Origin of the sequence: Pseudomonas sp. N040, assembly GCF_015637705.1 — a bacterium.
GTDB lineage: Bacteria > Pseudomonadota > Gammaproteobacteria > Pseudomonadales > Pseudomonadaceae > Aquipseudomonas.
This window is the reverse complement of the sequence record NZ_JADOBE010000003.1, coordinates 23,803-49,500: the sequence shown is the minus strand read 5'-3', so window position 1 is coordinate 49,500 and position 25,698 is coordinate 23,803. Positions and strand designations below refer to the sequence as shown.

Sequence of the window (25,698 nt, the reverse complement as noted above, 5' to 3'; positions counted from 1 at the left end):
CTCGAAGGGTTAACTCATGCAATTCAAAAATGGAGATGCCAGCCTGTTGCTCAGCGCGCGCCAGCGCGACGCTCAAGGTCCCTGCATAGTGGCCACTGTCGGGCTGCTGTGTGGGCCGGATAACGGCATCGTGGCAGCTGTTGAGGCGCAGAAATGGCTTGCCGAGCGCTTTTCAAAACAGGCCTACGACCATGGCCTGCAAAAAAGCCGCGGCAGCTTTGCCGTGCACGGCAGTGCTTATGCGCTGAGTGCCAACCAGCAGCAAGGCATGGCGGTGCGCGCCAGTCTTGGCCCGCTGAGTAAAACCCTGCATGTGTTTCCGCCACGCCAGTGGCGCAAAGGGTTGACCGGATGGAGCGCCGAATCGATCGGACAGACCGGTACTCTGCCGCTGGACTGGCAGCACGCTTATGGCGCCAAGGATTACCCGGATAATCCGGAGGGTGTTGGCTATATCGCTGACCCGGATAAGGCTGAAGGCTTGCCCTTGCCACAAATTGAAGACCCGCGCCGACCACTGCGTGCGCCGGGCGAGAAACTGTTGCCGGCCAGTCTGTTGCCGCTGCCACCACAGTCAAGCGAGCGCATGGCCTTTTTAGGCACCTGTGATGAGCGCTGGAAAAAACAGCGCGCACCCTTCCTGCCGCTGGATACCGATCCGCGCTGGTTCGATGAAGTTGCGCAGGATCAGTGCACGCAAGGTTATTGGGCGGGCAACGAAGCCTGGAGCGTGGCCGGTATGCATCCGCAATTGGCAGAAGTCAGTGGCCGCCTGCCGGGTTTGCGTCCGCGCCTGTTTGTGCAGCGCCGCGCACTGGCCGAAGCGCCGTCCCTGCCCAAAGACCAGCCTGCGATTGAGCCAATAGAGGAGGCGCGACTGGAGCTGGATACCGTCTGGCTGTTCCCCGATGCCGAACGCGTATTGCTACTGTACCGCACCACCCTGCGCGTGACGGATATCGATGGTGAAGACCTTGCCGCACTGGGTGTGGGCGTGGAGCGCTCTGGCGAGCCTGGCAAAAGCAGTGAGCAATGGATTGCCGAGCTCTGGCCACAAGCGGCTGCACTGGCGGTCGAAGCGCCTCCTGCGGACCTGCCGCCTCCGCCGGATGTGGAAAAAATAAAGGCAGAAATGCTGGCCAAGATGCAGGCCGCACTGGATGCGCGCTATGCCAGCTTTGCCGAGAAACAGGCCAAGGTATTTGCCCAGGCCCAGCAAATGGCTGCCAAGGGCGGCATCACCATTGAGCCCAGTTTGCTGAAGCCCGTACAGGCACCCAATCTGGCCGAGATCGCCAAGAGCCTGCCCGTCGAGCGACCAGTATTTGATCCGGCAGCACACAAGGCTGCCTTGGAAGCCAAGCTGGCCAACACCAAGTCGGCCGCCATGCAGCAGTTCGAGCAGGCGGCGAAAAAGATGGGCATGGATCCGCAAGCCATGCTGGCGCAGGCCGAGGCCCATCGCGCCAGCGTGCCGCCGGTTGATCCGGTGACAGCGGTGGATCGCCTTGATCTGCCTCCCAAGCAGAAGGCTGAATTGCACAACCGGGTGACCACGCAAGTGGCGAAGTTCAACACAGGAATGGCCGACCTCAAAACCAAACTGGCAACCCAAAGCGCGACGATTGCGGCCGCACGCCCTAAGCTGCCCGCTCTTTCCGGCCTGCCCACGCTCAAGCCGCGCATCGTCTGGACCCGCGAACTGCTCGAAGCCAGTCATAAGGCGGAAGAAAAACTCGACGGCGAGCGTTTTATTGATCTCGACCTGAGCGGTATCGATCTGAGCGGCGGCGTGTTGCAGAACTGCACCTTTGAGAACTGCCAGTTCAAGGGCGCCAAACTGACCACGGGCCTGTTCAGCAGCGGACGTTTCACGAACTGTGATTTCACCCAGGCCGACTTACAGCAGGCGCTGTTCGACAGCAGCACCTTCAAGGCTTGCACCTTCACTCAGGCCAAACTGGCCAAGGCCAGCCTGAATGCCGTGCACGCCGAGAAAAGCCCGTTCGATGGCGCCGACTTAACGCAGGCACTGGCTGCACGTGCACAGTTTGTCGACAGCGCCTTTGCCGGTGCGACGCTGCCGGAGGGCGACTTTGCCGGCGCGCGCTGGCAGCGTTGTGACCTGAGCGGGGTTAATCTTCAGGAGGCCAATCTGGCCAAGGCACAGCTGCATGCCTGCCCGCTGGACAATGCCGATTTGCGCCGAGCGGCGTTGCCGGCGTCGTCCTGGTCGCAAGTCTCCGGCACGGCAGTCAATCTCAGTGACGCCAACCTGCAAAACTGGCGTATCGATCAGGGCTGCTGTCTGCCAGCGCTGAATCTGAACAATGCCAACCTGACCAAGGCCAGTCTGCAATATGCCGGGCTGCAGAACGCCACCCTGCGCGGAGCCAACCTGACCAAGGCGCTGTTCTCGCGTTGCGACCTCAGCCATGCCGATGGTTATCACGCCAACGCCTCCAGCGCGGACTTCACCGGCAGCAACCTGAGCCATTCCAGCTGGCTGGGCGCGAATTTCCTTGAAGCGCGGCTGCGCAAGGTCAGCCTGAGCAATGCCGACTTGCGTGGCAGCAATCTGCATGGCCTGAACAGTGAGGGCGCCCATGGCAATGCGGTGCGTCTGGACGATGCGCTGATGACCCGTTGCCGCCTGAATGAGGATCTGGCCCATGGCTGATCTGGACCTGAACCCCCAATCGTTAAGTCCCGAGGCGCTGCAAACGTTGCTGGCCAAGCGCCTGCCGGTTCGCGATGCCGTGCTTGTCAGCGGTGATTATTCTGGCGTGGACTTGACCCATGCGCGCTTTGAGCGCGTGGACGCTCGTGGTGCGAAGTTCAGCGGCGCAAAACTCGATGGCAGCACTTGGCAGCAATGCCAGCTCGATGGTGCGGATTTATCCGGTTGCCAGGTACGCAGCCTGAACCTGAGCGACTGTTCGCTGGACAGGCTGAACCTCAAAGGCGCCAGTCTGACTGGCGGCCGCGTATTGCGCTGCAAGGGCGCGGGGGTGGATTTCACTCAGGCTCAGTTGAGCAGCTTGTCGATTGGTGACAGCCAATTGACTGCGCCGCTGATGACCGGTTTGACGATGCAAAAATGCCAGTGGGACAAGTGCGTTTTCAGCGATCTGGATGCCAGTCAGGCGCAATGGCGGCAGGTACGCCTGATTGCTTGTAGCTTCAGCCAGGCGCGCTTTACCGGCGCCCGGCTGGAGCAGTGTGCGTTTGACCAGTCTGCGTTGGAGGGTGCTGATTTCAGCGCGGCCAGCACGCAGTCCACTTCGTTTTTCAAGTGCCGTGGTAGCGCGCTGAACTTCACCGGTGCGGTATTGGAAAAGGCCATCTTCAGTCAGGCCAGCTTGCCTCAGGCCAACTTTACGCAGGCAGTGCTGACCATGGCGGTGCTCAGTGGTGCCGATTTCACCTCAGCACAGTTCAATAACGCCACCCTCGGCTATTGCCAATGCCAGTCAATGCGTGCGCCCAAGGCGTCATTCGCCGGCGCGGACCTGACTGGCAGCGATTTTCATGGTGCAGACCTGAGCGATTGCGACTGGCGCGATGCCAATCGCAGCGCCATCTGCGCCCCTGACCCCGAGCGTCTGGCAGCCCAAAGCTGGCAGCCCGCCCACTAGGAGACATCATCATGAACGAAGCACTGCACCTGATTGACCGTCCGGCCACCCTGCGCCATGCCCGCATTAACGCGGTCGAGGCCGAGCGTTTTGGCGTGGTGAGTTCCGATGGACACCGTTACTGGCTGAAACCCGCGCTCGGCTGCCTGCTGCAGCCGGCTCTAGGCGACCGCGTTTTAGTGTCGCTGGACGGCGAGGAAGGCTATATTCTCAGCGTGCTTGAGCGCAGCCAGCCGCAGAGCGCAGAATTGCGTGTTGCCGGCGACCTGCGTTTGCATCTGCCCAGTGGCGCATTGAGTATTGAAACCCGCGACGGACTGCTGCTGGATGCCGGGCCGACTCTAGCAGTGCAGGCCGAAAGCAGCGTGGTGCAATTTGCGGAGGCCAGCCTGAGTGTGGGGACACTCACGGTGACCGGCGAGCAGGCTGACAGCCACTGGATTGAACACAACCTGCAGGCCCATCGCGCCAGCGAGCAGGCCACCTTCCACAGTGCCGAATACGCCGACAGCTGGCGCAAGGTTGAAGGGCATGAGGAAGTAGAGGCCGGTTCCATGCGCCAGCGGGTGGCCCGGGACTGGAGCATCAGCGGCGAGACACTGGATCTGTTCGCCGATATAACGGTTGCACTAGACGCCGAAAGAATAAAATTGGGGTAGGGGGTTCACATGTTCATGCTCAACAATGGCGGCGCGACCGCCATGGCCACGGTACCGGATATCTGCCAGACCCCGGCCGCGCCCAGCCCTATTCCGGTGCCTTACCCGAACATTGCCTCAACCGACATGACTGACCCTGACGGGCTGGTTCCCGAAGTGCTGGTCGATGCCATGCCGGCACTGAACATGATGAGCAAGATTCTGCTCAGCGAAGGCGATACCGCCGGTTCGGCCGGTGGTGGCGTGGTCAGTGCCAAGGTCATGGGTGAAATGGCGTTTATCGACGGCAGTGCGGTGGTCATGGTCGGCGGCCTTCCGGCCGTGCGCGTGACCTGCCAGACCGAGCACAACGGCGCACCGGCCAATACCATCGGCATGGTCTCGGTGCCCAGCCAGACCGCGGTGCTGGTGCTCGAATGATCAGGCAATGGCTGGTTATCGTGCTGTTGAGTGCCGGCCTGCTGGGCTGCGGTAGCTCCGGGCCGACGCCCGAGCAGACGGCGCTGAGCAACCTCAAATGGTCCTACGCCGAGAACGCCATCCAGCTCAACCTGACCGCCGACAAGGGCCTGAACCAGTACGACGGACAGGCACATAACCTGTTGCTGGTGGTCGCGCAGTTCGATAGCGCCAATGCCTTCAGTACCTACACCGGCAGCTCCCAGCAGTTGGGCAGCCTGTTACTCATGACCAGTGCGCCCACCGGCATGATCGGCATCAACCGTATTTTCGTCGACCCGGGCGAGACCAAGAGCATCAGCCTGCCACGCCTTGAAGGGACCAAGATGATCGGCATTGCCGCCGGTTATGCCCATCTTGATCCGTTGCGCAGCGCCAAGCTGTATCAGATCGGGGTAGAGGTGACGTCCACCGGCTTCTTCAGCAAGACCTGGACGGCTGAGCCGCAGCCCATCGCTATCGACCTGCTGCTTGGCCCGGACGCCCTGTTGCGCGGAGCTGACAGCAAACTGGCCATACCGCCACCCGAGCAGCCCAAGGCTGGCGAAGTGAACTTGCCGGGAGCGCAGTGATGAACACTTTTATCGCGCTCACGATTACCGGCCCCCTATCCCGCACTCATCTGCACGTACGAGCCTTATGAATATCAATCAACCCTTGTACTGGCATCAGGGACTGTTCCTGCAGCCGCAGCATTTCCAGCTCAGCGATGCCTGCAAAGAGCAGCGCCTGTCACGCACCACCGAGCTGACGCAGCCATATCCGTGGGGGCTGATTTCACTCAAGCTCAATGACGCTGCTCTGGTCGCCCGGCAGTGCCTGCTTGATCAGCTGTCGGTACGCTTTCCCGACGGCACCTTGGCCGAGTATCCGGGCAATGCCGTGCTGGAAAGCCGCAGCCTTGATCCGGCCAAGTTTTCCGCCAGCGGGCAAACCCTGTATCTGGGCCTGCGCCGGCTGATGCCGGGAGAAACCAATGTTCAGGTCTTTGAAAAACTGTCTGACGGCAGTCAGGCAGATGTGCGCTTTGTGGTGGCGGCTGATCCCGAGCTGGTGGCTGATCAGCTGGGTGACGCGCCGGAGGCCCGCGTGCGGCCGATGTCCTTTGTGTTGCGGCTGTTCTGGGAAGACGAACTGGCCCACCTGAGCACCTATGAATTGCTGCCTATTGCACGCCTGGAGCTGGATGGCGACCGGATCCGCTCTGCGCCCCGCTATGTTCCGGCCTGCGTCAATCTGGCGGCCTCACCGATGCTGATGCAGACATTGCGCGAGATCCGCGACGAACTGGTTGGTCGCGCTCGCCAGCTCTCGGTGTTCAAGCAACCTTCTGACTCGCGCCGCGGCGATGTGGATGCCAGTCAGGTTAACTACATGATGGCGTTGAGCATGCTCAACCGCTACGCCCCGCAGCTGACCCATCTGCTGGAAACCCCGCAGGTCTCGCCATGGCTTTTGTATGGCGTGTTGCGCCAGCTGGTAGGCGAGCTGAGCCTGTTCTCCGAGCGTTGTGACATGCTCGGCGAAACCCCCGACGGCCATTCACTGGTACCTGCCTACCGGCACGAGGAAGCCGGGCAGTCGATCATCGGGCTGGCCCAGCTGATCGGCCAGCAACTCAATGAAATCAGTGTCGGCTCGGAGCTGTTGGTGCGCCTGCAGTTGCAGGACGGTATTTTCCACGGCGAACTGCCGGAAACCTTCTTCGGCCCGCGGCATCGCTACTACCTGGTTGCGCGCAGTGCCAGCGCGGCGGATGCACTGGTCGAGAGCCTGCCACGCGATGGCAAGCTGGGCGCCGAGGAGGCCATTTCGCGCCTGATCAACCGGGCTCTGCCGGGCGTCGAACTGATTTACCTGCAGGTGCCGCCGCAAGGCTTGCCACGCGTCTCGGACGCCCTGTATTTCCGCCTGGAAACCTTGAGTGATGCCTGGGAAGCCCTGCAGCGTGAGCGTCAGGCGGCGTTCTTCCTGCCGGAAACACCGGCTGACCTGATGATTGAACTGGTTGTGGTACGCGCATGACTGTTACTCGCCTGGTGGATTGCTGGATGGGCGTCTTCGACGCAGCCAAGGCCGGTTTTGCAGACTCCACGCAAACTCAGGAAAGCCTCTCGGCCAGGCTGATCGCGCTACTTGATCAGGCTGGCAATCGTGCACGCGAGCATCAATTTGCCGAGGCCGAGATTCGTGAAGCCCTGTTTGCCATGGTCGCCTGGGTGGATGAAAGCGCCATGTCGCGCAACTGGCCGGGGGCCGACGCCTGGCGCCGTGCGCCAATGCAGCGCCACTACTTTTCCACCAGCCGTGCAGGCGTCGAGTTCTTTCAGCGCCTGGAAGCCCTGCCGGAAGCAGCGCAGGGCGCCCGCGAAGTGTTCGGTCTGGTATTGCTCAGCGGCTTTCAGGGGCGTTACGCCACGCGCCCGGGTGGCGAGCTGACGAACTACCGCAGGCAACTGCTCGAACGTATCGTGCTGGACAACCAGATGCCCCCGCTGGATGCCTTCAGTCATCTGTTCCCGCAACCACCAAACAATCTTCCCCAGCGCGCCATGCACTTGCGCCGCGGCTTGCCGGGTATCGCCCTGGTATTGCTGGTGGTGCTGCCGCTGCTGGCCCTGGCTGCTCTGTACCTGGGCTTCGATATGGCACTCGGCCAACAGGTCGCTGACATTCTGAGGGTTCGCTGATGCTGAAGAAAGCCGGCATGGCGCTACTCTGGATCGGCATCTTGCTGGCCCTGGCCCTGATTACCTGGGGACTGACGCTCTATGAGAGCTGGCCGGTGTGGTATGCACCACTGCTCTTTATAGCGATCATCCTTGCGACATTCACCGCTCGCTGGATCTACCTGCGCGTGGATGCCTGGCGTCTGCGTTTGCGCATGCAGCGTGAATTGCCGCAGCAGCGTCGTGAACAAGCGCCGCAGATGGATGCTGCCTGGAACGCCGGCATACGCCTGCTCAATCAATCACGCCTGGGACGACTGGGTGCGCCGCTGTATGTGCTGCCGTGGTTCCTGATGTTGGGCGAAAGTGGTGCCGGCAAAAGCACCCTGCTGACGCGCAGCGGCCTGCTTTCCTCGCTACGCCCGGTCAATCAGCGCGCCAATGTCGCACCCACCGGCACGCTGGACTGGTGGTTCCTTGAGCGCAGCGTGGTGCTCGACCCGGCGGGACGTTTGATCGAAGGCGCTGGCGAGAGCGGCTTTGAATGGAAACGCCTGCTCTACTGGTTGCTGCGTTCCCGCCGCCGCGAACCGCTGAACGGCCTGCTGCTGGTACTCAACAGCGAGCAACTGCTGAACGAGTCGGATGAACGCCTGGCCGATCAGGGTCAGCGCTTGCGCGTGCGTCTGGATGAGCTGGTTAAAGTGTTTGGCGCACGGCTGCCGGTCTACCTGATCATCACTGGCGCAGAAGCCCTGCCAGGCCTTACTGAATGGGGTGCGGAGCTCTCCGACGAGCAGCGCGAACAACCTTTCGGGCTGCTCAGCAGCCAGCGGGAGAGCGGGGCTGACGCCTTTCTCGATGAAATGTTCAGCGGGCTGGGCAAGCGCCTGTTCGAATTGCGCATTGAACTGGGGCTGCGTGGCCTGCCAAGTCAGGCCGCATTCAGCCTGCCGGAGAGAGTGGCAGAGCTGCGGCAACGGCTGGAAAAGGTCTTGCTGCCGGCCTTCGATGCCAGCCCCTACAGCGAGCCCCCCTTGCTCTGCGGACTGTTTCTGACCGGCGAGATCCAGGGCCAGGACCGGATGCGCCAGGGCTTGTTCAGCCGCGAGCTGCTCGGCCAGCTGCTGCCACAGCAACGTTACGCTTACCAGCCGGTAGACAGCTGGCGGCACTGGCGGCGCCTGCTCGCCCATCTGGCCGTGATTGGCTGGCTGGGACTGTGTGCAGGCACTGCGGCGCTGTTGCTGTATGCCTACCCGCATACCCGCGAAGTGCTTAACCAGTCGTTGCAGGAGCAGCCGCCAGCCACTGATTTTTCCGGCGGGCTGGATACGGACCTGGCCGCACTGCAGCGTTTCCGCCAGGCGCAGGAAGACTTCACTGCCCAGCATCAGGGCGGGGTCAAGGATCTGTTGCCATTCTCCCGCCGGATCGAGCAGGTTCAGGCCCATTACCGGGCCGATTTCGTTGCACTGTTCAACAGTGAAGTGCGCCAACCGGTATTCGAGCTGATCATGTCGCAGAGCCTGCGCAACGCACTGGCTTCGGGAAACCCGAGTGTAATCGCCGCCTACGCCGAATTCGTGGTGCGCAGCATCAACCTGCTCGATGCCCGCCTGAACAACCAGCCGATGGACCAGCTGCCACTGCCCGGCCATGGACTGGGTTTGCTCTATCAGGCTTACGCGCCCGGGACGGCACCCGCTTTATCCAGCGCGGAAATGGCCACCATCGGCACCAGCATGCTGGCCTACATGAAGTGGCAAACCGATATTGCGCTGCTGCAGAACCAGCGCAGCAGCCTGCTGGTCATGCTCGACAGCATGGGGCTGGAAAACCTGCCCTTGTCCTGGCTCACCGCCTGGGCTGATCTGCAGGGGAATCTGCCGCCCATCCGCCTGACCGACTACTGGCCGGACGCCGACACGGCTGACATCAAGCTGAACGGGGCCTACACCATTGCCGGCCGGGATGCGATTCTGGGTTTTATCGATGAACTCGGCAAAGCCAGCCGCGACCAGCAGCTGTGGAAAGCGCAGCGCGCCCGCTTCCTGACGCAGTACGACAGTGACACCCAGGACGCCTGGTATCAGTTTATCCAGCAGTTTTTGCTGGCCTCGCGCAACCATCTGGACAGCCGCGCCGACTGGCTGGAAACCCTCAGCGTGGTCGGCACCCGCAATGATCCCTATATCAAGCTGTTGAGCAAGACCGCCAAACGCTTTGCGCTGATCCCGGTGGCCGAGCGCGATGCATGGGCGAGCCGCGCCGTAGAAATTGACCGGCTACTGGCGCTGGCCAACAACAATGACCTGCACAGCGGCACCGGCAGCCTGAACATCACCAACGCACTGGGCGGGGATGTACTCAAGAGTGTTGCCGCCGGCGCCTCGGTTTCCTCGGCAAGCCGGCAGGTCCGTGCCGATCTGACCCAGGCCAAGCTGCTGGAGCAATTCCAGAGCACCATCAGCGGCGTCGTGGCTGATTTGCAAAAAAGCGATGCGCAAGCGTTCAAGGTTGCCCAGGACACCTGGGGCTTCGGCAGTGACCCGGCGGTCAAGGCGGCGCCCTTGTGGACAGCCCATGACCTGCGTAACAACCTGATCCAGAGCATCGGCACCCAGGACCCGCGCGATGATGTGGTGATGGCGCTGGTCACCGGCTCGCTGGATTTCAGCCTGGCATATGCCGGCGAAATCGCTGCCTGCCAGCTGCAAAGTGACTGGAACAGCCAGGTGCTGAGCGCTATTCAGGGTGTCCAGGACCCTGTACTGATCAATGAACTGCTGTATGGCGATAAAGGCCAGCTGACCGCATTCCTGAAAGGGTCGGTGACCCCGTTCGTCCAGCGCGGCACCAATACGTTCAGTGGCCGTGAAGCGCTTGGCGCCAAGATCCCGCTCAACGGAGCCTTCTTCGCCTACGTCAGCCGCATGCAGTATGCGCAAAATGATCTGGCCAGCGCGCAACGGCAGAGCGCCGCACAGCAGGCCCGGCAAAAGCAGACCAAGCAGCAGCTGGAAACCGAGCAGAAGACCCTGCAGGCGCAACAAACCGAGTTGCAGCAAAGCATCAGCAAACTGCAAGCCACATCGTCGGTGGTCACCCTGTCGGCGACACCGACACAGGTGAATGCCGGGGCCCGCCAGCTGCCGAACATGACCAGCCTTACCCTGCAGTGCAACAGCGGCGCAACCACGCTGGACAATTACAACTTCCCCAGCAGCGCCACCTTCGCCTGGGGACCAGGGCTGTGTACCAATGTGTCGCTGCAAATCAGTTTCGCCAACTACAAACTGACCAAGAACTGGAATGGCGAGCGTGCCTTCATCGATTTTCTGCAGACATTCTCGGGCGGACAACACACCTTCACCCAGGATGACTTTCCTGATCAACGCGACCTGATGGCCAGCGAGAACCTGACCTCGCTGCAGCTGACCTACCGGCAACAGGGCGAGCAGACGCTGCTGGCCAACTACACCTCGGCCGACCAGTTGCAAACACAGCTGAATGCCGCCAATGAGCGTCTGACGGCAATAGCCGCTGAGCTGACTGCCATTGAGAACGCAGCCGCAGCAGAATCAGTGGCATTGGCGACCGACGGCTCAACCATTGACCGCAGTCTGGCCAGCATTACCCCGCCGACCCAGATTGCCTGGTGCTGGACGCCTGTCCCGGCCAGTCCGGTGCTGGATAACGGTCTGGCACAGGATGCTGTGCTGGTCGGTATTTACAACAACGAAAACCGTATCAAGAGACTTGAGCTGCAATTGCAAACCATGGGCTACCAGACCCAGGTACAAGCGCTAGAGTCGAAAAATGGCAGCCGCTACCAGAAACTTTTTGTGATCGGACTGACCAGCCACCGGGCCGCCGAGCAGGCAATCAAGGACATCGGCCGCAAACTCAACATTGCCGCCACCCACGCCTCCGCACCACCGGCGCAGGTGGGCGTGCAGTGATCCGGCGCTGGCGCCAGTCGCTGGCGCTGCGGATCACCACCGTCCTGGTCTTGGTGCTGGCTGTCAGCTGGTGTATGGCCACTGCATTGAGCGCCTGGCGAACCTACCGCCAGCTGGAAACCGAAGCGATGCAGGACCTGCGGCAACGTACCGGCCTGCTGACACGGGTGGACAATGACGAGCTGCGGGAAGCCGAGGCCGGCGCTCTGCGTCTGCTGGCCTTATGGAACAGTGGCGCGGCAGCGGGCTTTGCCAGCCAGATCAATCAGCGCAGCACCATGCACTGGGTAGCCAATCCACCAGCCTCTGCAGCGGAGCCGCCCAACGATCAGGCAATTAAGCGTCTCGCCCGGGCTGCCGCGGCAGCAGAAGCCTTTGGTGCTGCCGGGCAGGGCATGATCGTCGATACCTTCTATTTCTTTCCGCAAGACGGTGCTGCATTTTCCAGCGTGCCGGATATTCCGGCGGGTTTTATCGACTCACGGGCAGAAAAACTGCGTGACTTGTTTGCCGGGCTCGGGCCCCGGGGACCGCAAGTGTTGTGGATAGGGCCGACCTACGAGCCAACTCTCAACCGGCAGTTGCTCAGCATCATCGTGGTTTCACGCAACGCAGCAGGCACACCGGTCATGCTGACCGGCTACGAACTGGCGCTGGATGAACGTTTCCAGCGCATGGCCAGCCTGCTCGACGGACATGCCAGCCTGTTGCTTGATGCACAAGGCCGGCGCATCGCCGATTTGTCCATGCGTGCGCTGGACGGGGTGACACCTTCAGCCCTTGATGTATTGTTGAGCCGGCTTGACCGGCATGCCGGGTTTCCCCAGATCAGCCAGCTGGACGGAACACCGGCCGTCGTGGCCCGCTTGCCCCAACCCGACTGGTATCTGGTGGCCACCTATCCCCAGGCTGAATTACGCGCCCGTTCGCTGCAGCTGGTGCTGGCCGAAGTGCCCTTTGCCCTGTTCGGGCTGATTGGCCTGAGTCTGGCGTTGTTGCTGGTCCTGCGCCGCCAGCTGGCCCGCCCGCTGGCCGGTTTCGCGCAGGCCGTCGAACAGGCCGCCCGCCGCGACGACCTGGCCCTGCGCCTGCCGGTGCAGCGTGAAGACGAACTCGGGCGCTTTGCCAGTGCCTACAACACCCTGCTCGACACCTTGCAGGCGCAACACGAGGGTCTCGAAGAACTGGTGGCATTGCGCACCGGCGAATTGCAGGCCGCCCGCGAAGTGGCCGACCGCGCCAATCAGCTCAAAGGGCAGTTTCTCGCCAATATGAGCCATGAGATCCGTACTCCGATGAACGCGGTGATCGGCATGAACCACCTGCTCGCCGACACGCCGCTCAACCCGCAGCAACAGCATTTCGTTGCCGCCATGCGGGAAAACTCCGAGGCGTTGCTGACGCTGATCAACGACATTCTCGACCTCTCTAAAATTGAATCCGGCAACCTGAGCGTCGAAAGGACCGATTTCGACCTGATTGATCTGGTCGAAGAAGTCACCGAACTGCTCGCTCCCCGGGCTGCCGAAAAAAACCTGCGCCTGCTCTGCCAGATCGCGACCAATGTGCCGGCACAGGTACAGGGCGATCCCTGGAGGATCCGGCAGATACTGCTCAACCTGCTGAGCAACGCGGTCAAATTCACCGCCACGGGTGCGGTGAGCCTGCAGGTCTGGTGTGCCGAGAACAGCCATATCGGCTTCCGGATCAGCGACACCGGCATCGGTATCCCGGCGGATGCCCAGTCCAGCGTGTTCGACGCATTCCTGCAGGCCGACGCTTCGACCACCCGGCACTATGGCGGAACCGGTCTGGGACTTTCGATCAGCCGGCGGCTGGCACGGCTCATGGGCGGAGAAATCCACCTGCAGAGCGAGCCCGGCAAAGGCTCCGTCTTCACCCTCGAACTCCCCTTGCCCGGCCAGCACGCAGTACCCGTTGACTCCCGCCCCCTGTGGGGTGTGCGCGCACTGGTGGTGGATGAGCAACCGGAAGAGCGCGAGGCATTGCTCGGCATGCTCGGGCAGTGGCAGTTGCAGTGCGACGCAGCGACCTCTGCGGAGCAGGCGTTACAGATGATGAAAGAAGCAGCTGACAATGGGCTTCCGTACGCACTGGCGCTGATCAACTTCCACCTGCCCGTCACTGACGGCCTGAGCCTCGCCAGTGCCTGCGGTCGTGACAAAGCCCTTCACGCCACCCGCTGCGTGCTGATGACATCGCACTCCGACGCCCCCCTGAGTGGCGACACGCTCGCCAAACAGGGGCTCAGTGCGGCATTCGCCCGCCCGGTCAGACGGCAGCACCTGTTCCAGCTGTTGTGCCAGGTGCTCAGCGGCGCCCCTGCGCCGGCGGGCAGCCAGCCAGGTGCACTGCAAGCACTGCAACAGCATGCCTACAGTTTGGACATACTGGTGGTCGACGACATTGCGACCAACCGGGAAGTATCACAACTGCTGCTCGAACGTTTCGGTCACCGGGCCAGTCTGGCCGCAGACGGGCTTGAAGCATTGCAGGCATTGCGCCAGAAGGTCTTTGATGCGGTCCTGCTCGACGGCCAGATGCCTCGCCTTGATGGCATTGCCACCCTGCAGCAATTGCGCGCCGGGAAATCGGCGGCACTGGACAAAGACGTCTGGGTTATCGCCCTGAGTGCCGATGCCATGGCCGGTGACCGCGAACGCTTCATCGCCGCCGGTGCCAATGATTACCTGGCCAAGCCGGTCTTGCCGCCGCTGCTATTCGATGCCATCAGTCGGGCAATCGACTACCAGCTGGGCCGGGACATGGAGCTGCGGCCGGCACACGCAACGGCCACACCACCTGAACATGCCGTGCCGGACGACCGCGACGGGCTGGCCCTGTTGCACACCCCGCGTTTGCTTCAGCTGTTCAGCGCAGACTGCCAGAATCTCCTCACCTGCCTGCATGAAGCCTGCGCGGCCGGAAACTTCACTGGCGCAGCCAGGTTCGCCCACAGCCTCAAAGGCAGTGCCGGACAGTTCGGCGAACGAGCTATCGAAACGGCCGCGGCCACAGCCGAACAGGCCGCCAGAAATGCCCGGGCGGCTGAACTGCAGGAAGCCTTGATCCAGCTGGAAGCTGCCTGTGATGCGCAGCGCACATCCATACCTGTTGACCTGACTGAACCGGAGTAACGAAATGCCCGTATGCCGAATTCTGCTGGTGGATGATCACCAGATGATCCGCGAGGGTCTGCGCGCACTGCTCGCCGGCGTGCCAGACCTTGAAGTGGTCGGCGAAGCGGAAAACGGTCATGAAGCCATCGCCCAGTGTCGCGCCCTGCAGCCTGATCTGGTGCTGATGGATCTGAACATGCCGCTGCTCGATGGCGTATCCGCGGTCAGCATGATCCTCAAGCGCTGGCCGCAGATCCGTATTCTGGCATTAACCTCCAACGTGTCCGAACACAATGCGGTACAGACACTGGAAGCCGGCGCTCAGGGCTATCTGCTCAAGCGCAGCAACCGGGACATTTTGCTCGGCGCGATCAAAGACGTGCGTGCGGGCCGCACGTTCATTGACGGCCAGCTGGATGTTGAGCAGGTGCGTGCGTTACGCAGCGAAACCGGCAGCAGCAGTGGTATCACCCTGACCGAGCGCGAGCGCCAGGTGCTAAAACTGGTGGCCGAAGGTTCACGAAACCGCGACATCGCCGAGCTGCTGTGCATCAGCCTGAAGACCGTTGAAACCCATCGCCTGAACCTGATGAAGAAGCTCGACGCGCACAACGGCGCCGACCTGACGCAGTGGGCTTACCGGCTGGGTGTACTGGAGCAAGCATGAGTTGCGCCGGCAGCATCCGGCCAGCCCCGGCAACAGGCAGCCCAGGCTGGCTCCGTGCAACACAACAGGCCGGATCATTATCAAGCCTCCGCCTGTGCCGGCGGCCTTCCGGCAAACTGCGGGGTCCCGCACAGGCTGTGTGGAAACCTGTCGATCAGGCCTGCCGATCAAGAGCTGGCGCAACCGGCCGGTGCTGCGCAGGGTAAATGATGTGTATGAGAAACACCGCAAAGCGGCATGGAGCCGGGCGGAATGAACCGCGCTGCGCCGGATAAGCAGTTGTCGTTGTTAGCGGATGCTGTTGATTTCGGCTTCAGTCAATGGGCGATATTCACCTGCTGCCAGTGAGTCGTCCAGGGTGATATCGCCGATGCGTTCGCGGTGCAGTTGGATGACACGGTTGTCGAGTGCGGCAAACATTCTCTTAACCTGATGATATTTGCCCTCACTGATCGTCAGTCGCACTTGATTGGCGGGCAAGCGCTCCAGCGTGGCGGGTCTGGTCAGGCTTTTCTCACTGCTGAGCAATAGGCCTGCCTGCAGCTTGTCTTCCGCATCGCCGGCTAACGCCGTTGCCAGTGTGACGTAATAGGTTTTCAGGCATTCACGGCGTGGCGCGGTTACGCGATGGCTCCACTGGCCATCGTCGGTGATCAACACCAGCCCCGTGGTATCGATATCCAGGCGTCCCGCGATATGGAGGGTTTGTTTGTTGGGCTCATCGAGCAGATCGAGTACCGTCGGATGGTCACTGTCGACAGTGGCGGATACGTATCCCACGGGTTTGTGAAGCATAAAATAGCGTGGACCGAGCGGTTTCAGCGTTGCACCGTCAAGCTGTACGGTGTCGCACGGACTTATGTGCAAGCCGGCATCTTTGATCTGTTCGCCATTGACCATAACGCGCTTGTTTCTCAGGGCTAGCTTCACCAGCGCGCGCGACAGATCGGTAGTTTGGGCAATAAATTTATCGAGACGCATGGATTAAGAGTTCTCGGTATTTTCTGTGAACAGTTGGCCGGAGCCAGCATGAAAAAGGGCCCCGAAGGGCCCTTCTTACAGTCCGCTTGCCGCGTTAAACGCCGGAAGCTTCTGCTGCTGCAACATCCTTGATCGACAGCTTGATACGGCCGCGGTTGTCCACGTCCAGTACCAGCACCTTCACTTCCTGACCTTCTTTCAGAATGTCGGTGACTTTCTCGACACGCTGATCGCTCAGCATCGAGATATGCACCAGACCGTCTTTGCCCGGCAGGATGTTGACGAAGGCGCCGAAGTCGACGATGCGCTCAACCTTGCCCACGTAGATCTTGCCGATCTCGGCTTCTGCGGTGATCCCCAGAACGCGCTGCTTGGCTGCTTCTGCCGCTTCCTTGGATTCGCCGAAGATCTTGATCGAGCCGTCGTCTTCGATATCGATCGAAGCCTTGGTTTCCTCGCAGATGGCACGAATGGTCGCGCCGCCTTTGCCGATCACGTCACGGATCTTGTCCTGATCAATCTTCATGGCAATCATGGTTGGCGCATTGGCCGACAGCTCGGTACGCGACTGGGCGAGTACCTGATTCATCTGACCAAGAATGTTCAGCCGCGCTTCGAGTGCCTGACCCAGAGCGATCTCCATGATCTCTTCGGTAATGCCCTGGATCTTGATGTCCATCTGCAGGGCAGTAACGCCTTTGGCGGTACCGGCAACCTTGAAGTCCATGTCGCCCAGGTGATCCTCATCACCAAGGATGTCGGTCAGAACGGCAAACTTGTCGCCTTCCTTGACCAGACCCATGGCAATACCGGCTACCGGCGCCTTCATCGGCACACCGGCATCCATCAGCGCCAGGGAGGCACCGCACACCGAAGCCATGGAGCTGGAACCGTTCGACTCGGTGATCTCGGAAACCACGCGAATGGTGTAAGGGAACACGTCAGCCGAGGGCAGCATGGCGGCAACGCTGCGGCGGGCCAGACGGCCGTGACCGATCTCGCGGCGACCGGTAGCGCCCATGCGCCCACATTCGCCGACCGAATAGGGCGGGAAGTTGTAGTGCAGCATGAAGGGATCCTTGCGCTCGCCTTCGAGGGTGTCGAGCAGCTGCGCGTCACGCGAAGTACCGAGGGTGGCAACTACCAGGGCCTGGGTTTCGCCGCGGGTGAACAGGGCCGAACCGTGGGTCTTGTCGAGCACGCCGACTTCGATGTTCAGGCCGCGCACGGTGCGGGTGTCGCGACCGTCGATGCGTGGCTTGCCGTTGACGATGTTCTCGCGCACGGTGCGGTATTCGATCAGGCCGAAAGCGTCCTTGACCTCGCCGGCTGAAGGCTGGCCTTCAGCGCCGGAAAGCTTGGCAACCGCCTGGTCACGCAGCGCACCCAGACGATCGTAGCGGTCGTGCTTGACGGTGATGGTGTAGGCCTGGGAAATCGCTTCGCCAAACTCACTGCGAATGGCGTTCAGCAGTTCGCTGTTTTCCTGCGGTGCAGTCCAGTTCCAGCGAGGCTTGCCCGCTTCGGCAGCCAGCTCGGTTACCGCCTTGACCACCGCCTGGAATTCTTCATGGGCAAACAGCACGGCACCGAGCATCTGGTCTTCGGTCAGTTCCTTGGCTTCCGACTCGACCATCAGCACGGCGTCCTTGGTGCCCGCCACGACCATGTCCAGGCTGGAAGCTTTCTGCTGCTCGTAAGTCGGGTTCAGCAAATAGCCGGTGCTTTCATGGAAAGCCACGCGCGCGGCACCGATCGGGCCATCAAAGGGAATCCCGGAAATGGCCAGGGCGGCGGAGGTGCCGATCATCGCGGCGATGTCCGGATCGGTCTTCTTGCTGGTGGAAACCACGGTGCAGATGACCTGGACTTCGTTCATGAAGCCCTCGGGGAACAGCGGACGGATCGGCCGGTCGATCAAGCGCGAGGTCAGCGTCTCTTTCTCGGAAGGACGCGCTTCACGCTTGAAGAAGCCGCCGGGGATCTTGCCGGCAGCATAGGTTTTTTCCTGGTAGTGCACGGACAGCGGGAAGAAGCCCTTGCCCGGATCGGCCTGCTTGGCACCGACCACGGTACACAGCACGCTGACGTCGTTATCGACGGTGACCAATACGGCGCCGCTGGCCTGACGGGCGATGCGGCCGGTTTCGAGGGTGACGGTCGACTGACCGAACTGGAATTTCTTGATGACCGGGTTCACGGTGTTTTCCTTCTCTTTGGTTGCCTTTGGGGAAACAGGTTGTTGCAGAATTCTTGGGCAGTCAGGGGAATCGGCCGCTCAGCTGCCCGGGTAAAAAAGCCGGTAGCCGGAAAGCCGAAAGCACAGGCCGGGGCAAACCCGACCTGTGCTTCCAGATTTCCAGCTTCCAGCCTGAGCCACGTCTTAACGACGCAGACCCAGACGACCGATAAGGGCGTTGTAACGAGTGGTGTCCTTACCCTTCAGGTAATCCAGCAGCTTGCGACGCTGGTTGACCATGCGGATCAGACCACGACGCGAGTGGTGATCTTTGCCGTTGGCCTTGAAGTGGCCTTGCAGCTTGTTGATGTTGGCGGTCAGCAGGGCTACCTGCACTTCCGGAGAACCGGTATCGCCAACAGCTTGCTGGTACTCGCCTACGATCTGGGCTTTTTCTTCAACGCTCAGTGCCATGATGGGCTCCTTGAGTGAACAGGCCGGGAATTGCTTCCCGTGTTTTAAAAAGAGGAATGACCGTGCCTGCTGAAAGCCACCCTCTGTAGCAAACCGCCACCAGCCAGAGGCTGGTGGCGGTTCTACGGTCACTCGGACCGAATCAGTCGACGTGGCGCTATGCGCCCGTCTTCGGACACTTCACCGATACCGATGAACCGTCCTTGATGATCTTGTACTCGTACCCAGCCAAACCTGGGCCCATCCGCCGCGCGAACCGGCTGACCATGCAGCCAGTAATAGGCGCTGTGTTCGCTGAACTGCAGCAGCGGCCAGTGTTGCAAGCCGCTATCGGCCGGCAGCAGGAACTGGTCCACTGCCGCAGAACCACCCTCGGCATGCACCTGTTCCAACTGTTCCAGGCTGACTGCCTGGGCCAGGCTGAACGGTCCGGCCTGGGTTCGACGCAGCGCAGCAACATACGCACCACAGCCCAACACCCGACCAATGTCTTCGACCAGGGTCCGGATGTAGGTTCCCTTGCTGCAGGCAACCCGCAAGCGGGCCTGATCCGCTTCAACGCCAAGCAGCTCGAGGCATGAGATTGTAACAGATCGCGCCGCGCGCTCCACCACTTCTCCTGCACGTGCCAACTTGTACAGCGGCTGGCCGTCTTTCTTCAGTGCCGAGTACATCGGCGGCACTTGCTGGATGTCTCCACGGAACTGCGGCAGCACGGCCTCGATCTCGGCCGCACCGACCGTCACCGGCCGCCGCTCCAGCACGTCACCCTCGGCATCGCCGGTCGTGGTGGTCGCGCCCAGTTGCATGAGGGTTTCGTAGCCCTTGTCAGCATCCAGCAGGTACTGGGAAAACTTGGTAGCCTCACCGAAACACAGCGGTAAAACCCCGGTTGCCAGCGGGTCGAGGCTGCCGGTATGCCCGGCCTTTTCCGCATTGAGCAGCCAGCGGACCTTCTGCAGGGCGGCGTTCGAGGTCAGCCCCAGAGGCTTGTCGAGCACCAGAATGCCGCTCACCGGCCGCCGTATCTTCTTCACCTGAACCACGCCACTACTCCTTGGCTTCGGCCTCGGCGTCGCCCAGATGCTGGCGATCTTCGGCCACCGCACGCTCGATCAGCGCTGACAGCTCGACACCACGACGAATACTGGCATCGTAGTGGAAATGCAGCTGCGGCACGCTGCGCAGCTTCATCGACTTGCCCAGATGCATGCGCAGGAAACCGGCAGCATCCTGCAGGATGTGCAGGTTCTTCTCCACCGGATCACCCTCATCCGACTGGCCGAGCACGGTGACAAACACCTTGGCATGGGAAAGATCACGACTGACCTCGACGGCGGTGATGGTCACCAGCGCCAGGCGCGGATCCTTGATCTCGCGCTGGATCAATTGCGACAGCTCACGCTGCATCTGGTCACCGATACGCTGGGTACGGCTATATTCTTTCGGCATTTCAACTACCTGTAAGCGCCAACTGCCTTGCGGGCAGGTGACTCATAAGCGGCAAACGCCCGATCCGGCTTGAGCCAGATCGGGCGCTGCATGTTGCAACTTCGCGCCTTAGAGGCTGCGAGCCACCTGGACTTTCTCGAACACTTCGATCTTGTCGCCAACCCGAACGTCGTTGTAGCTCTTCACCGCGATACCGCACTCCATGCCGGCACGCACTTCGGCAACGTCGTCCTTGAAGCGGCGCAGGGATTCCAGCTCGCCCTCGAAGATCACCACGTCATCCCGCAGGACGCGGATCGGACGATTGCGATGCACCAGCCCCTCGGTCACCATGCAGCCGGCAACCGCGCCGAACTTCGGCGAGCGGAACACGTCACGCACTTCGGCGATACCCAGGATGTTCTCGCGAACATCGCTGCCGAGCATGCCGGACAGGGCCTTCTTGACGTCCTCGATGATGTCGTAGATGACGTTGTAGTAGCGCATGTCCAGCGATTCCTGCTCGACCAGCTTGCGCGCACCGGCATCGGCACGCACGTTGAAGCCGAACACTACCGCATTCGAAGCCAGCGCCAGATTGACATCACTTTCAGTAATGCCACCTACGCCGCCGCCAACCACGCGCACCTGGACTTCATCATTGCCGAGACCTGCAAGCGCCCCCTGAAGGGCTTCGAGGGAACCACGCATATCGGCTTTGAGCACGATATTGAGGCTCTTGACCTCGTCCTGGCCCATGGTTTCGAAGATATTTTCCAGCTTTCCGGCGTGTGCGCGAGCCAGTTTGACTTCGCGGAACTTGCCCTGGCGGAACAAGGCCACTTCACGCGCCTTCTTCTCGTCGGAAATCACGGTCAGATCGTCACCAGCATCCGGCGTGCCATCCAGACCGAGAATCTCGACCGGAATCGACGGGCCGGCAGCCTTGACCGGCTTACCGTTCTCATCAAGCATGGCGCGCACGCGGCCAAAGTTGACCCCGCACAGAACCATATCGCCCTGCCGCAAGGTGCCATCCTGAACCAGCACGGTGGCCACCGGGCCACGACCTTTGTCCAGACGCGATTCGACCACCACACCGCGACCCGGCGCGGAAGGAGTAGCCTTCAACTCGAGGACTTCGGCCTGCAGCAGGACAGCCTCAAGCAACTCATCGACACCAGTACCGAGCTTGGCCGACACGGAGATGAACTGCGTGTTGCCACCCCAGTCTTCCGGAATCACATCTCGCGCCGCGAGGTCATTCTTGATGCGATCGAGATCCGCACCCGGCTTGTCGATCTTGTTGATCGCCACCACCAGCGGCACACCGGCAGCGCGGGCATGCTGAATGGCTTCTTCGGTTTGCGGCATGACGCCGTCGTCCGCAGCCACGACCAGGATCACGATATCGGTGGCCTTGGCGCCACGGGCACGCATGGCGGTAAACGCTGCGTGGCCCGGGGTGTCAAGAAAGGTCACCATGCCACGGTCGGTTTCGACGTGGTATGCACCGATGTGCTGGGTAATGCCGCCCGCTTCGCCAGCCGCCACCTTGGCGCGACGAATGTAGTCGAGCAGGGACGTCTTGCCGTGGTCGACGTGACCCATCACGGTCACTACCGGCGCACGATGGAACTCCTCGCCTTCAAACTTCAGCGACTCGGCCAGCTGTTCTTCCAGGGCATTCTCGCTGACCAGCCTGACCTTGTGGCCGAACTCTTCGGCGATCAGCTGGGCAGTTTCCTGATCCAGCACCTGATTGATGGTCACTGGGGTGCCCAGCTTGAACATGAACTTCACAACTTCGGCGCCTTTAACCGCCATCTGCACGGCCAGTTCGGCCACAGTGATGGTTTCACCGATGTTTACATCTCGCACTATGGGTCCTGTTGGGCTCTGGAACCCATGCTGATTGCGTTTCTTCAGCTTCGACTTGCCGCCACGACCACCGCGACGACCAAAGCTGTCGCTTTCGTCTTCGGTGGTACGCGGAGCAACGCGAGGTGCCGGAACTTTTTCTTTTTCCTTTACCGAAGGCCGATGCTGGGCATGCTTGCGATCACGACGCTCTTCATCGTCGGTACGCGCACGTTCCGGACGGCGAACTTCTTCAACCTTCTTGCGATCTTCCGGCTTGATGTCAACAGCGACAGCATCCACCACCCCTTGCAGAACCATCTCGTCCGAAGGCACTGCAGCGCTTACCGGCGCAGCCACCACTTCTGGCTCGACCGGTTTGGCCCCGGCTGCGGCCTGTTGCTGCGCGGCAATTTCTGCCTGGACGCGGGCAGCCTCTTCGTTGGCGCGCTGCTCGTCCAGCTCACGCTGACGCTCGATCTCAAGCTCGGCAGGGCTGCGCTTGACGTAGGTTTTCTTCTTGCGGACTTCCACGCTGACCGTTTTGCTACCAGCCACCTTCAGCGTGGAGGTGGTCTTGCGCTGCAAGGTGATCTTGCGCGGCTCTTCTACCTTTTCGCCGTGACTGCCCTTGAGATGCGCAAGCAGTGCCTGCTTCTCGTTGTCAGTGACAACCTGATCGGCACTGGCGTGCGGCAGACCTGCCTCTTGCATCTGCTGCAGTAGGCGTTCCACGGGCGTGTTGACCACCTGGGCCAGTTCTTTCACCGTGACTTGCGTCATGCACTTCTCTCCTGTGGCCGCAACTATTCGAACCAATGGGCTCGGGCGGCCATGATCAGCTTGCCGGCACGATCTGCATCGATACCGCCTATGTCGAGCAGGTCATCAATCGACTGCTCGGCCAAATCTTCACGGGTTACTACGCCACGCTGGGCAAGTTCCACCGCCAGTTCATTACTCATGCCGTCCAGGGCCAGCAAGTCATCCGCCGGATGGATATCCGCGAGGATTTCTTCCTTGGCGATGGCCTTGGTCAGGAGGCGATCCTTGGCCCGAACACGCAACGCATTGACGATATCCTCGTCAAAGCCGTCAATGCTGAGCATCTCTTCCATCGGCACATAAGCGATTTCTTCGAGACTGGTAAAACCTTCATCCACCAGGACCTGGGCAAGCTCTTCATCGACATCCAGCTCTTCTACGAAATGCTGAAGGATGTCGCCAGTTTCTGCTTGCTGCTTGGCATGGATATCCGACTCGGTCATTACGTTGAGCGTCCAGCCGGTCAGCTGACTGGCCAGGCGCACATTCTGACCACCACGTCCAATCGCCTGCGCCAGGTTATCCTCGGCTACGGCGATATCCATCGTGTGGGTATCTTCGTCAACGATAATGGCGGCAACTTCCGCCGGAGCCATGGCGTTGATGACGAACTGGGCAGGATTGTCATCCCACAGGACGATATCCACGCGCTCGCCACCGATCTCGCCGGATACTGCCTGAACGCGCGAACCGCGCATGCCAATGCAGGCACCCTGCGGATCAATTCGCTTGTCCTTGGAGCGCACGGCAATCTTGGCGCGCGAACCCGGGTCACGGGCTGCCGCCATTATCTCGATCAACTCTTCGGCAATCTCCGGCACTTCGATGCGGAACAACTCGACCAGCATCTGCGGCGCTGTACGCGAAAGGATCAGTTGCGGACCGCGGTTTTCGCTGCGAATTTCCTTGAGCAGGGCACGCACCCGGGTACCGACACGGAAGGTTTCGCGCGGAATGATGTCTTCGCGAGCCAACAGGGCCTCGGCGTTGTTACCCAGATCGACGATCACGCTGTCGCGGGTGACCTTCTTGACCGTCCCGGAAATGATCTCGTCAATCCGGTCACGGTAGGCATCCACTACCTGGGCGCGCTCGGCTTCCCGGACTTTCTGCACAATAACCTGCTTGGCAGTCTGTGCCGCGATCCGGCCGAACTCGATCGAGGGAATTTTCTCCTCGACTACATCGCCAGCCTTGGCACCGGCCTTGAACGCCTGAGCCTGCTCGACCGTCAGCTGGGTCTGATCGTTTTCCAGCTCAGACTCTTCAACGACACTCCACAGGCGGAAGGTTTCGTAGTTACCAGTCTGCCGATTAATGTCGACACGCAACTCGACTTCGTCGTCATAACCTTTCTTGGTGGCTGTCGCCAACGCAAGCTCAAGCGCTTCAAATATTACGCTAGCCGGTACGCCCTTTTCGTTGGACACCGACTCAACAACCAGCAGTATCTCTTTGCTCATTGTACGCCTCGTGTTTCGCAATCCATTGGATCCGCGGAATCCGCGTCTTAATCAAAACGGGGAATGATGTTGGCCTTATCGATCAGATCGATCGGCAACAGATACTCGTGATCGTCCACCAGTACCACCACATCCTGCTCTTCGATCCCCCGAAGGGAACCCTGGAAATTGCGCCGCCCTTCGTAGGGTGAACGCAACTTTATCTTCACCAGCTCGCCGGCATGCTTGGCAAACTGCTCAAGCGTAAACAGCGGCCGATCCATGCCCGGCGAAGAAACCTCAAGCGTGTACTCGTTGCTGATGGGGTCTTCCACATCAAGCACGCCACTGATCTGTCGACTCACTTTCTCGCAATCTTCAACGAGAATTCCGTTGGGATGATCAATGTAGATACGCAGCAAGGAGTGACGCCCCTGCGACAGGAACTCCAAGCCCCAGCATTCGTAGCCGAGCGCTTCGATGACTGGAGCCAACAAGGCTTGCAACTGTTCCAGCTTGCTCGACACCCGACCCCCTCGCGCATGCTCTATAAATAAAAAATGGGCGAAACGCCCATCCATTCACGCTGCCTGAAAAAAGCCGGCAACAGACTGTGCAGCTAACAAAAAGCCCCTAAAGAGGGGCTCCGAAACCACTGCTTGAAGAGCCAGCGTACCGATCACTCCCGAGCATCAAGCCCGACCAGCGACCCGGAACTACCACCCCACAACAAAGCTGGGGCCAAAGTATACGGCCAGACCATCACCATGGTCAACCGAACACTCCACTACGACAAAGCCCGCACTAGGCGGGCTTTGTCGTTGATTGGTACCGAGGAGGGGACTCGAACCCCTACAGCCTAAGGCCACTACCACCTCAAGGTAGCGTGTCTACCAATTCCACCACCTCGGCAAAACTTTTACTGTTGCGCTGGCGCTGCCGGAACATCTGCCGCATCACCGGCCGGCTTCGTTTCTGACTGCAGCACCGGCACATCGCTGGCAGCTGGTTGTTCCTGAGGAATTTCGAGGGCTGCCGGTGAAGGCAAGCCTTCCGAAGCCAATCCTTGCGCCTTTTCCTTGGCGAAATACCCAAGACCCAAACTGCTAACGAAAAAAACGGCCGCAAGTATAGCAGTAAATTTACTCAGGAAAGTAGAGGATCCCTGACTTCCGAAAACAGTTGCAGACGCACCGGAACCAAACGAGGCACCCGCATCTGCACCCTTGCCCTGCTGCAACAGCACCAGAACAACCACACCCAGCGCGGCCAACAGATGGAAAACGATAACTACAGACTCAAGCATTTC

The 25,698-nt window shown here is 60.8% G+C and carries 19 protein-coding genes and 1 tRNA gene; 10 read left to right on the top strand and 10 right to left on the bottom strand.

Features of this window, described 5'->3' with window-relative positions:
• The first annotated feature begins 16 nt into the window (after positions 1-16).
• The 10 genes from ISX93_RS05685 to ISX93_RS05640 all read left to right on the top strand — a co-directional run bounded on the left by ISX93_RS05685 (position 17) and on the right by ISX93_RS05640 (position 15,197).
• Positions 17-2,680, top strand: coding sequence for a DUF2169 family type VI secretion system accessory protein (locus ISX93_RS05685; RefSeq protein WP_195777748.1), 2,664 nt, complete (start codon positions 17-19; stop codon positions 2,678-2,680).
• The gene (locus ISX93_RS05680; RefSeq protein WP_195777747.1) at positions 2,673-3,638 is read left to right on the top strand and encodes a pentapeptide repeat-containing protein; all 966 of its coding nucleotides are present in this window, start codon (positions 2,673-2,675) and stop codon (positions 3,636-3,638) included. Before ISX93_RS05685 ends, ISX93_RS05680 begins: the two co-directional genes overlap by 8 nt.
• A gap of 11 nt (positions 3,639-3,649) precedes the next feature.
• Positions 3,650-4,297 (top strand): DUF3540 domain-containing protein, encoded by a 648-nt coding sequence (locus tag ISX93_RS05675; protein ID WP_195777746.1) that lies wholly within the window; start codon positions 3,650-3,652, stop codon positions 4,295-4,297.
• Between the two features lie 9 nt (positions 4,298-4,306).
• Positions 4,307-4,717, top strand: a complete 411-nt coding sequence (locus tag ISX93_RS05670) for a DUF4150 domain-containing protein (protein ID WP_195777745.1) — start codon at positions 4,307-4,309, stop codon at positions 4,715-4,717.
• Positions 4,714-5,328, top strand: a complete 615-nt coding sequence (locus ISX93_RS05665; protein ID WP_195777744.1) for a type VI secretion lipoprotein TssJ — start codon at positions 4,714-4,716, stop codon at positions 5,326-5,328. Before ISX93_RS05670 ends, ISX93_RS05665 begins: the two co-directional genes overlap by 4 nt.
• 67 nt (positions 5,329-5,395) lie before the next feature.
• A complete protein-coding gene (tssK, locus tag ISX93_RS05660) occupies positions 5,396-6,781 on the top strand; it encodes a type VI secretion system baseplate subunit TssK (protein ID WP_195777743.1) in 1,386 nt (461 codons plus the stop codon).
• Positions 6,778-7,446 (top strand): DotU family type IV/VI secretion system protein, encoded by a 669-nt coding sequence (locus ISX93_RS05655; protein WP_195777742.1) that lies wholly within the window; start codon positions 6,778-6,780, stop codon positions 7,444-7,446. Before tssK ends, ISX93_RS05655 begins: the two co-directional genes overlap by 4 nt.
• Positions 7,446-11,390, top strand: coding sequence for a type VI secretion protein IcmF/TssM N-terminal domain-containing protein (locus ISX93_RS05650; protein ID WP_195777741.1), 3,945 nt, complete (start codon positions 7,446-7,448; stop codon positions 11,388-11,390). Before ISX93_RS05655 ends, ISX93_RS05650 begins: the two co-directional genes overlap by 1 nt.
• Positions 11,387-14,548 carry a response regulator gene (locus ISX93_RS05645; RefSeq protein WP_308705302.1) on the top strand — a complete coding sequence of 1,054 codons (3,162 nt, stop codon included), beginning with the start codon at positions 11,387-11,389 and terminating at the stop codon, positions 14,546-14,548. The genes ISX93_RS05650 and ISX93_RS05645 overlap by 4 nt, the downstream gene beginning before the upstream one ends.
• Positions 14,549-14,552: 4 nt before the next feature.
• Complete coding sequence (locus ISX93_RS05640; RefSeq protein WP_195777740.1) at positions 14,553-15,197, top strand: two component system response regulator; 645 nt, start codon at positions 14,553-14,555, stop codon at positions 15,195-15,197.
• Between the two features lie 288 nt (positions 15,198-15,485).
• On the opposite strand, the gene rsuA is transcribed toward ISX93_RS05640, so the two are convergent.
• From rsuA to secG, 10 genes are all read right to left on the bottom strand, one after another.
• The gene (rsuA, locus tag ISX93_RS05635) at positions 15,486-16,178 is read right to left on the bottom strand and encodes a 16S rRNA pseudouridine(516) synthase RsuA (RefSeq protein ID WP_195777739.1); all 693 of its coding nucleotides are present in this window, start codon (positions 16,176-16,178) and stop codon (positions 15,486-15,488) included.
• A gap of 94 nt (positions 16,179-16,272) precedes the next feature.
• Positions 16,273-18,378 (bottom strand): polyribonucleotide nucleotidyltransferase, encoded by a 2,106-nt coding sequence (pnp, locus tag ISX93_RS05630; RefSeq protein ID WP_195777738.1) that lies wholly within the window; start codon positions 18,376-18,378, stop codon positions 16,273-16,275.
• Between the two features lie 183 nt (positions 18,379-18,561).
• The gene (rpsO, locus tag ISX93_RS05625) at positions 18,562-18,831 is read right to left on the bottom strand and encodes a 30S ribosomal protein S15 (protein WP_195777737.1); all 270 of its coding nucleotides are present in this window, start codon (positions 18,829-18,831) and stop codon (positions 18,562-18,564) included.
• A 128-nt stretch (positions 18,832-18,959) separates the two neighbouring features.
• On the bottom strand, positions 18,960-19,877 hold the full coding sequence (truB, locus tag ISX93_RS05620) for a tRNA pseudouridine(55) synthase TruB (protein ID WP_195777736.1): 918 nt from the start codon (positions 19,875-19,877) through the stop codon (positions 18,960-18,962).
• A gap of 4 nt (positions 19,878-19,881) precedes the next feature.
• Positions 19,882-20,283: a 30S ribosome-binding factor RbfA gene (gene rbfA, locus ISX93_RS05615; protein ID WP_195777735.1), complete on the bottom strand. Its 402-nt coding sequence runs from the start codon at positions 20,281-20,283 to the stop codon at positions 19,882-19,884.
• A 108-nt stretch (positions 20,284-20,391) separates the two neighbouring features.
• Complete coding sequence (gene infB / locus ISX93_RS05610; protein WP_195777734.1) at positions 20,392-22,905, bottom strand: translation initiation factor IF-2; 2,514 nt, start codon at positions 22,903-22,905, stop codon at positions 20,392-20,394.
• 23 nt (positions 22,906-22,928) lie between these two features.
• The gene (nusA, locus tag ISX93_RS05605; protein ID WP_195777733.1) at positions 22,929-24,410 is read right to left on the bottom strand and encodes a transcription termination factor NusA; all 1,482 of its coding nucleotides are present in this window, start codon (positions 24,408-24,410) and stop codon (positions 22,929-22,931) included.
• 47 nt (positions 24,411-24,457) lie between these two features.
• The gene (rimP, locus tag ISX93_RS05600; RefSeq protein WP_195778011.1) at positions 24,458-24,916 is read right to left on the bottom strand and encodes a ribosome maturation factor RimP; all 459 of its coding nucleotides are present in this window, start codon (positions 24,914-24,916) and stop codon (positions 24,458-24,460) included.
• Positions 24,917-25,215: 299 nt separating this feature from the next.
• A tRNA-Leu gene (locus ISX93_RS05595) sits at positions 25,216-25,301 on the bottom strand.
• 7 nt (positions 25,302-25,308) lie between these two features.
• Positions 25,309-25,695 carry a preprotein translocase subunit SecG gene (secG, locus tag ISX93_RS05590; RefSeq protein ID WP_195777732.1) on the bottom strand — a complete coding sequence of 129 codons (387 nt, stop codon included), beginning with the start codon at positions 25,693-25,695 and terminating at the stop codon, positions 25,309-25,311.
• Positions 25,696-25,698: the final 3 nt, after the last annotated feature.

Excerpts from the sequence above, each read along its gene's own strand:
- tssK (WP_195777743.1), top strand. The coding sequence starts at position 5,396 with ATGAATATCAATCAACCCTTGTACTGGCATCAGGGACTGTTCCTGCAG.
- ISX93_RS05640 (WP_195777740.1), top strand. The coding sequence starts at position 14,553 with ATGCCCGTATGCCGAATTCTGCTGGTGGATGATCACCAGATGATCCGC.
- rsuA (WP_195777739.1), bottom strand. The coding sequence starts at position 16,178 with ATGCGTCTCGATAAATTTATTGCCCAAACTACCGATCTGTCGCGCGCG.
- ISX93_RS05665 (WP_195777744.1), top strand. The coding sequence starts at position 4,714 with ATGATCAGGCAATGGCTGGTTATCGTGCTGTTGAGTGCCGGCCTGCTG.
- ISX93_RS05675 (WP_195777746.1), top strand. The coding sequence starts at position 3,650 with ATGAACGAAGCACTGCACCTGATTGACCGTCCGGCCACCCTGCGCCAT.
- infB (WP_195777734.1), bottom strand. The coding sequence starts at position 22,905 with ATGACGCAAGTCACGGTGAAAGAACTGGCCCAGGTGGTCAACACGCCC.
- ISX93_RS05685 (WP_195777748.1), top strand. The coding sequence starts at position 17 with ATGCAATTCAAAAATGGAGATGCCAGCCTGTTGCTCAGCGCGCGCCAG.
- ISX93_RS05655 (WP_195777742.1), top strand. The coding sequence starts at position 6,778 with ATGACTGTTACTCGCCTGGTGGATTGCTGGATGGGCGTCTTCGACGCA.
- ISX93_RS05650 (WP_195777741.1), top strand. The coding sequence starts at position 7,446 with ATGCTGAAGAAAGCCGGCATGGCGCTACTCTGGATCGGCATCTTGCTG.
- ISX93_RS05670 (WP_195777745.1), top strand. The coding sequence starts at position 4,307 with ATGTTCATGCTCAACAATGGCGGCGCGACCGCCATGGCCACGGTACCG.
- ISX93_RS05680 (WP_195777747.1), top strand. The coding sequence starts at position 2,673 with ATGGCTGATCTGGACCTGAACCCCCAATCGTTAAGTCCCGAGGCGCTG.
- rpsO (WP_195777737.1), bottom strand. The coding sequence starts at position 18,831 with ATGGCACTGAGCGTTGAAGAAAAAGCCCAGATCGTAGGCGAGTACCAG.
- rbfA (WP_195777735.1), bottom strand. The coding sequence starts at position 20,283 with ATGCCGAAAGAATATAGCCGTACCCAGCGTATCGGTGACCAGATGCAG.
- nusA (WP_195777733.1), bottom strand. The coding sequence starts at position 24,410 with ATGAGCAAAGAGATACTGCTGGTTGTTGAGTCGGTGTCCAACGAAAAG.
- secG (WP_195777732.1), bottom strand. The coding sequence starts at position 25,695 with ATGCTTGAGTCTGTAGTTATCGTTTTCCATCTGTTGGCCGCGCTGGGT.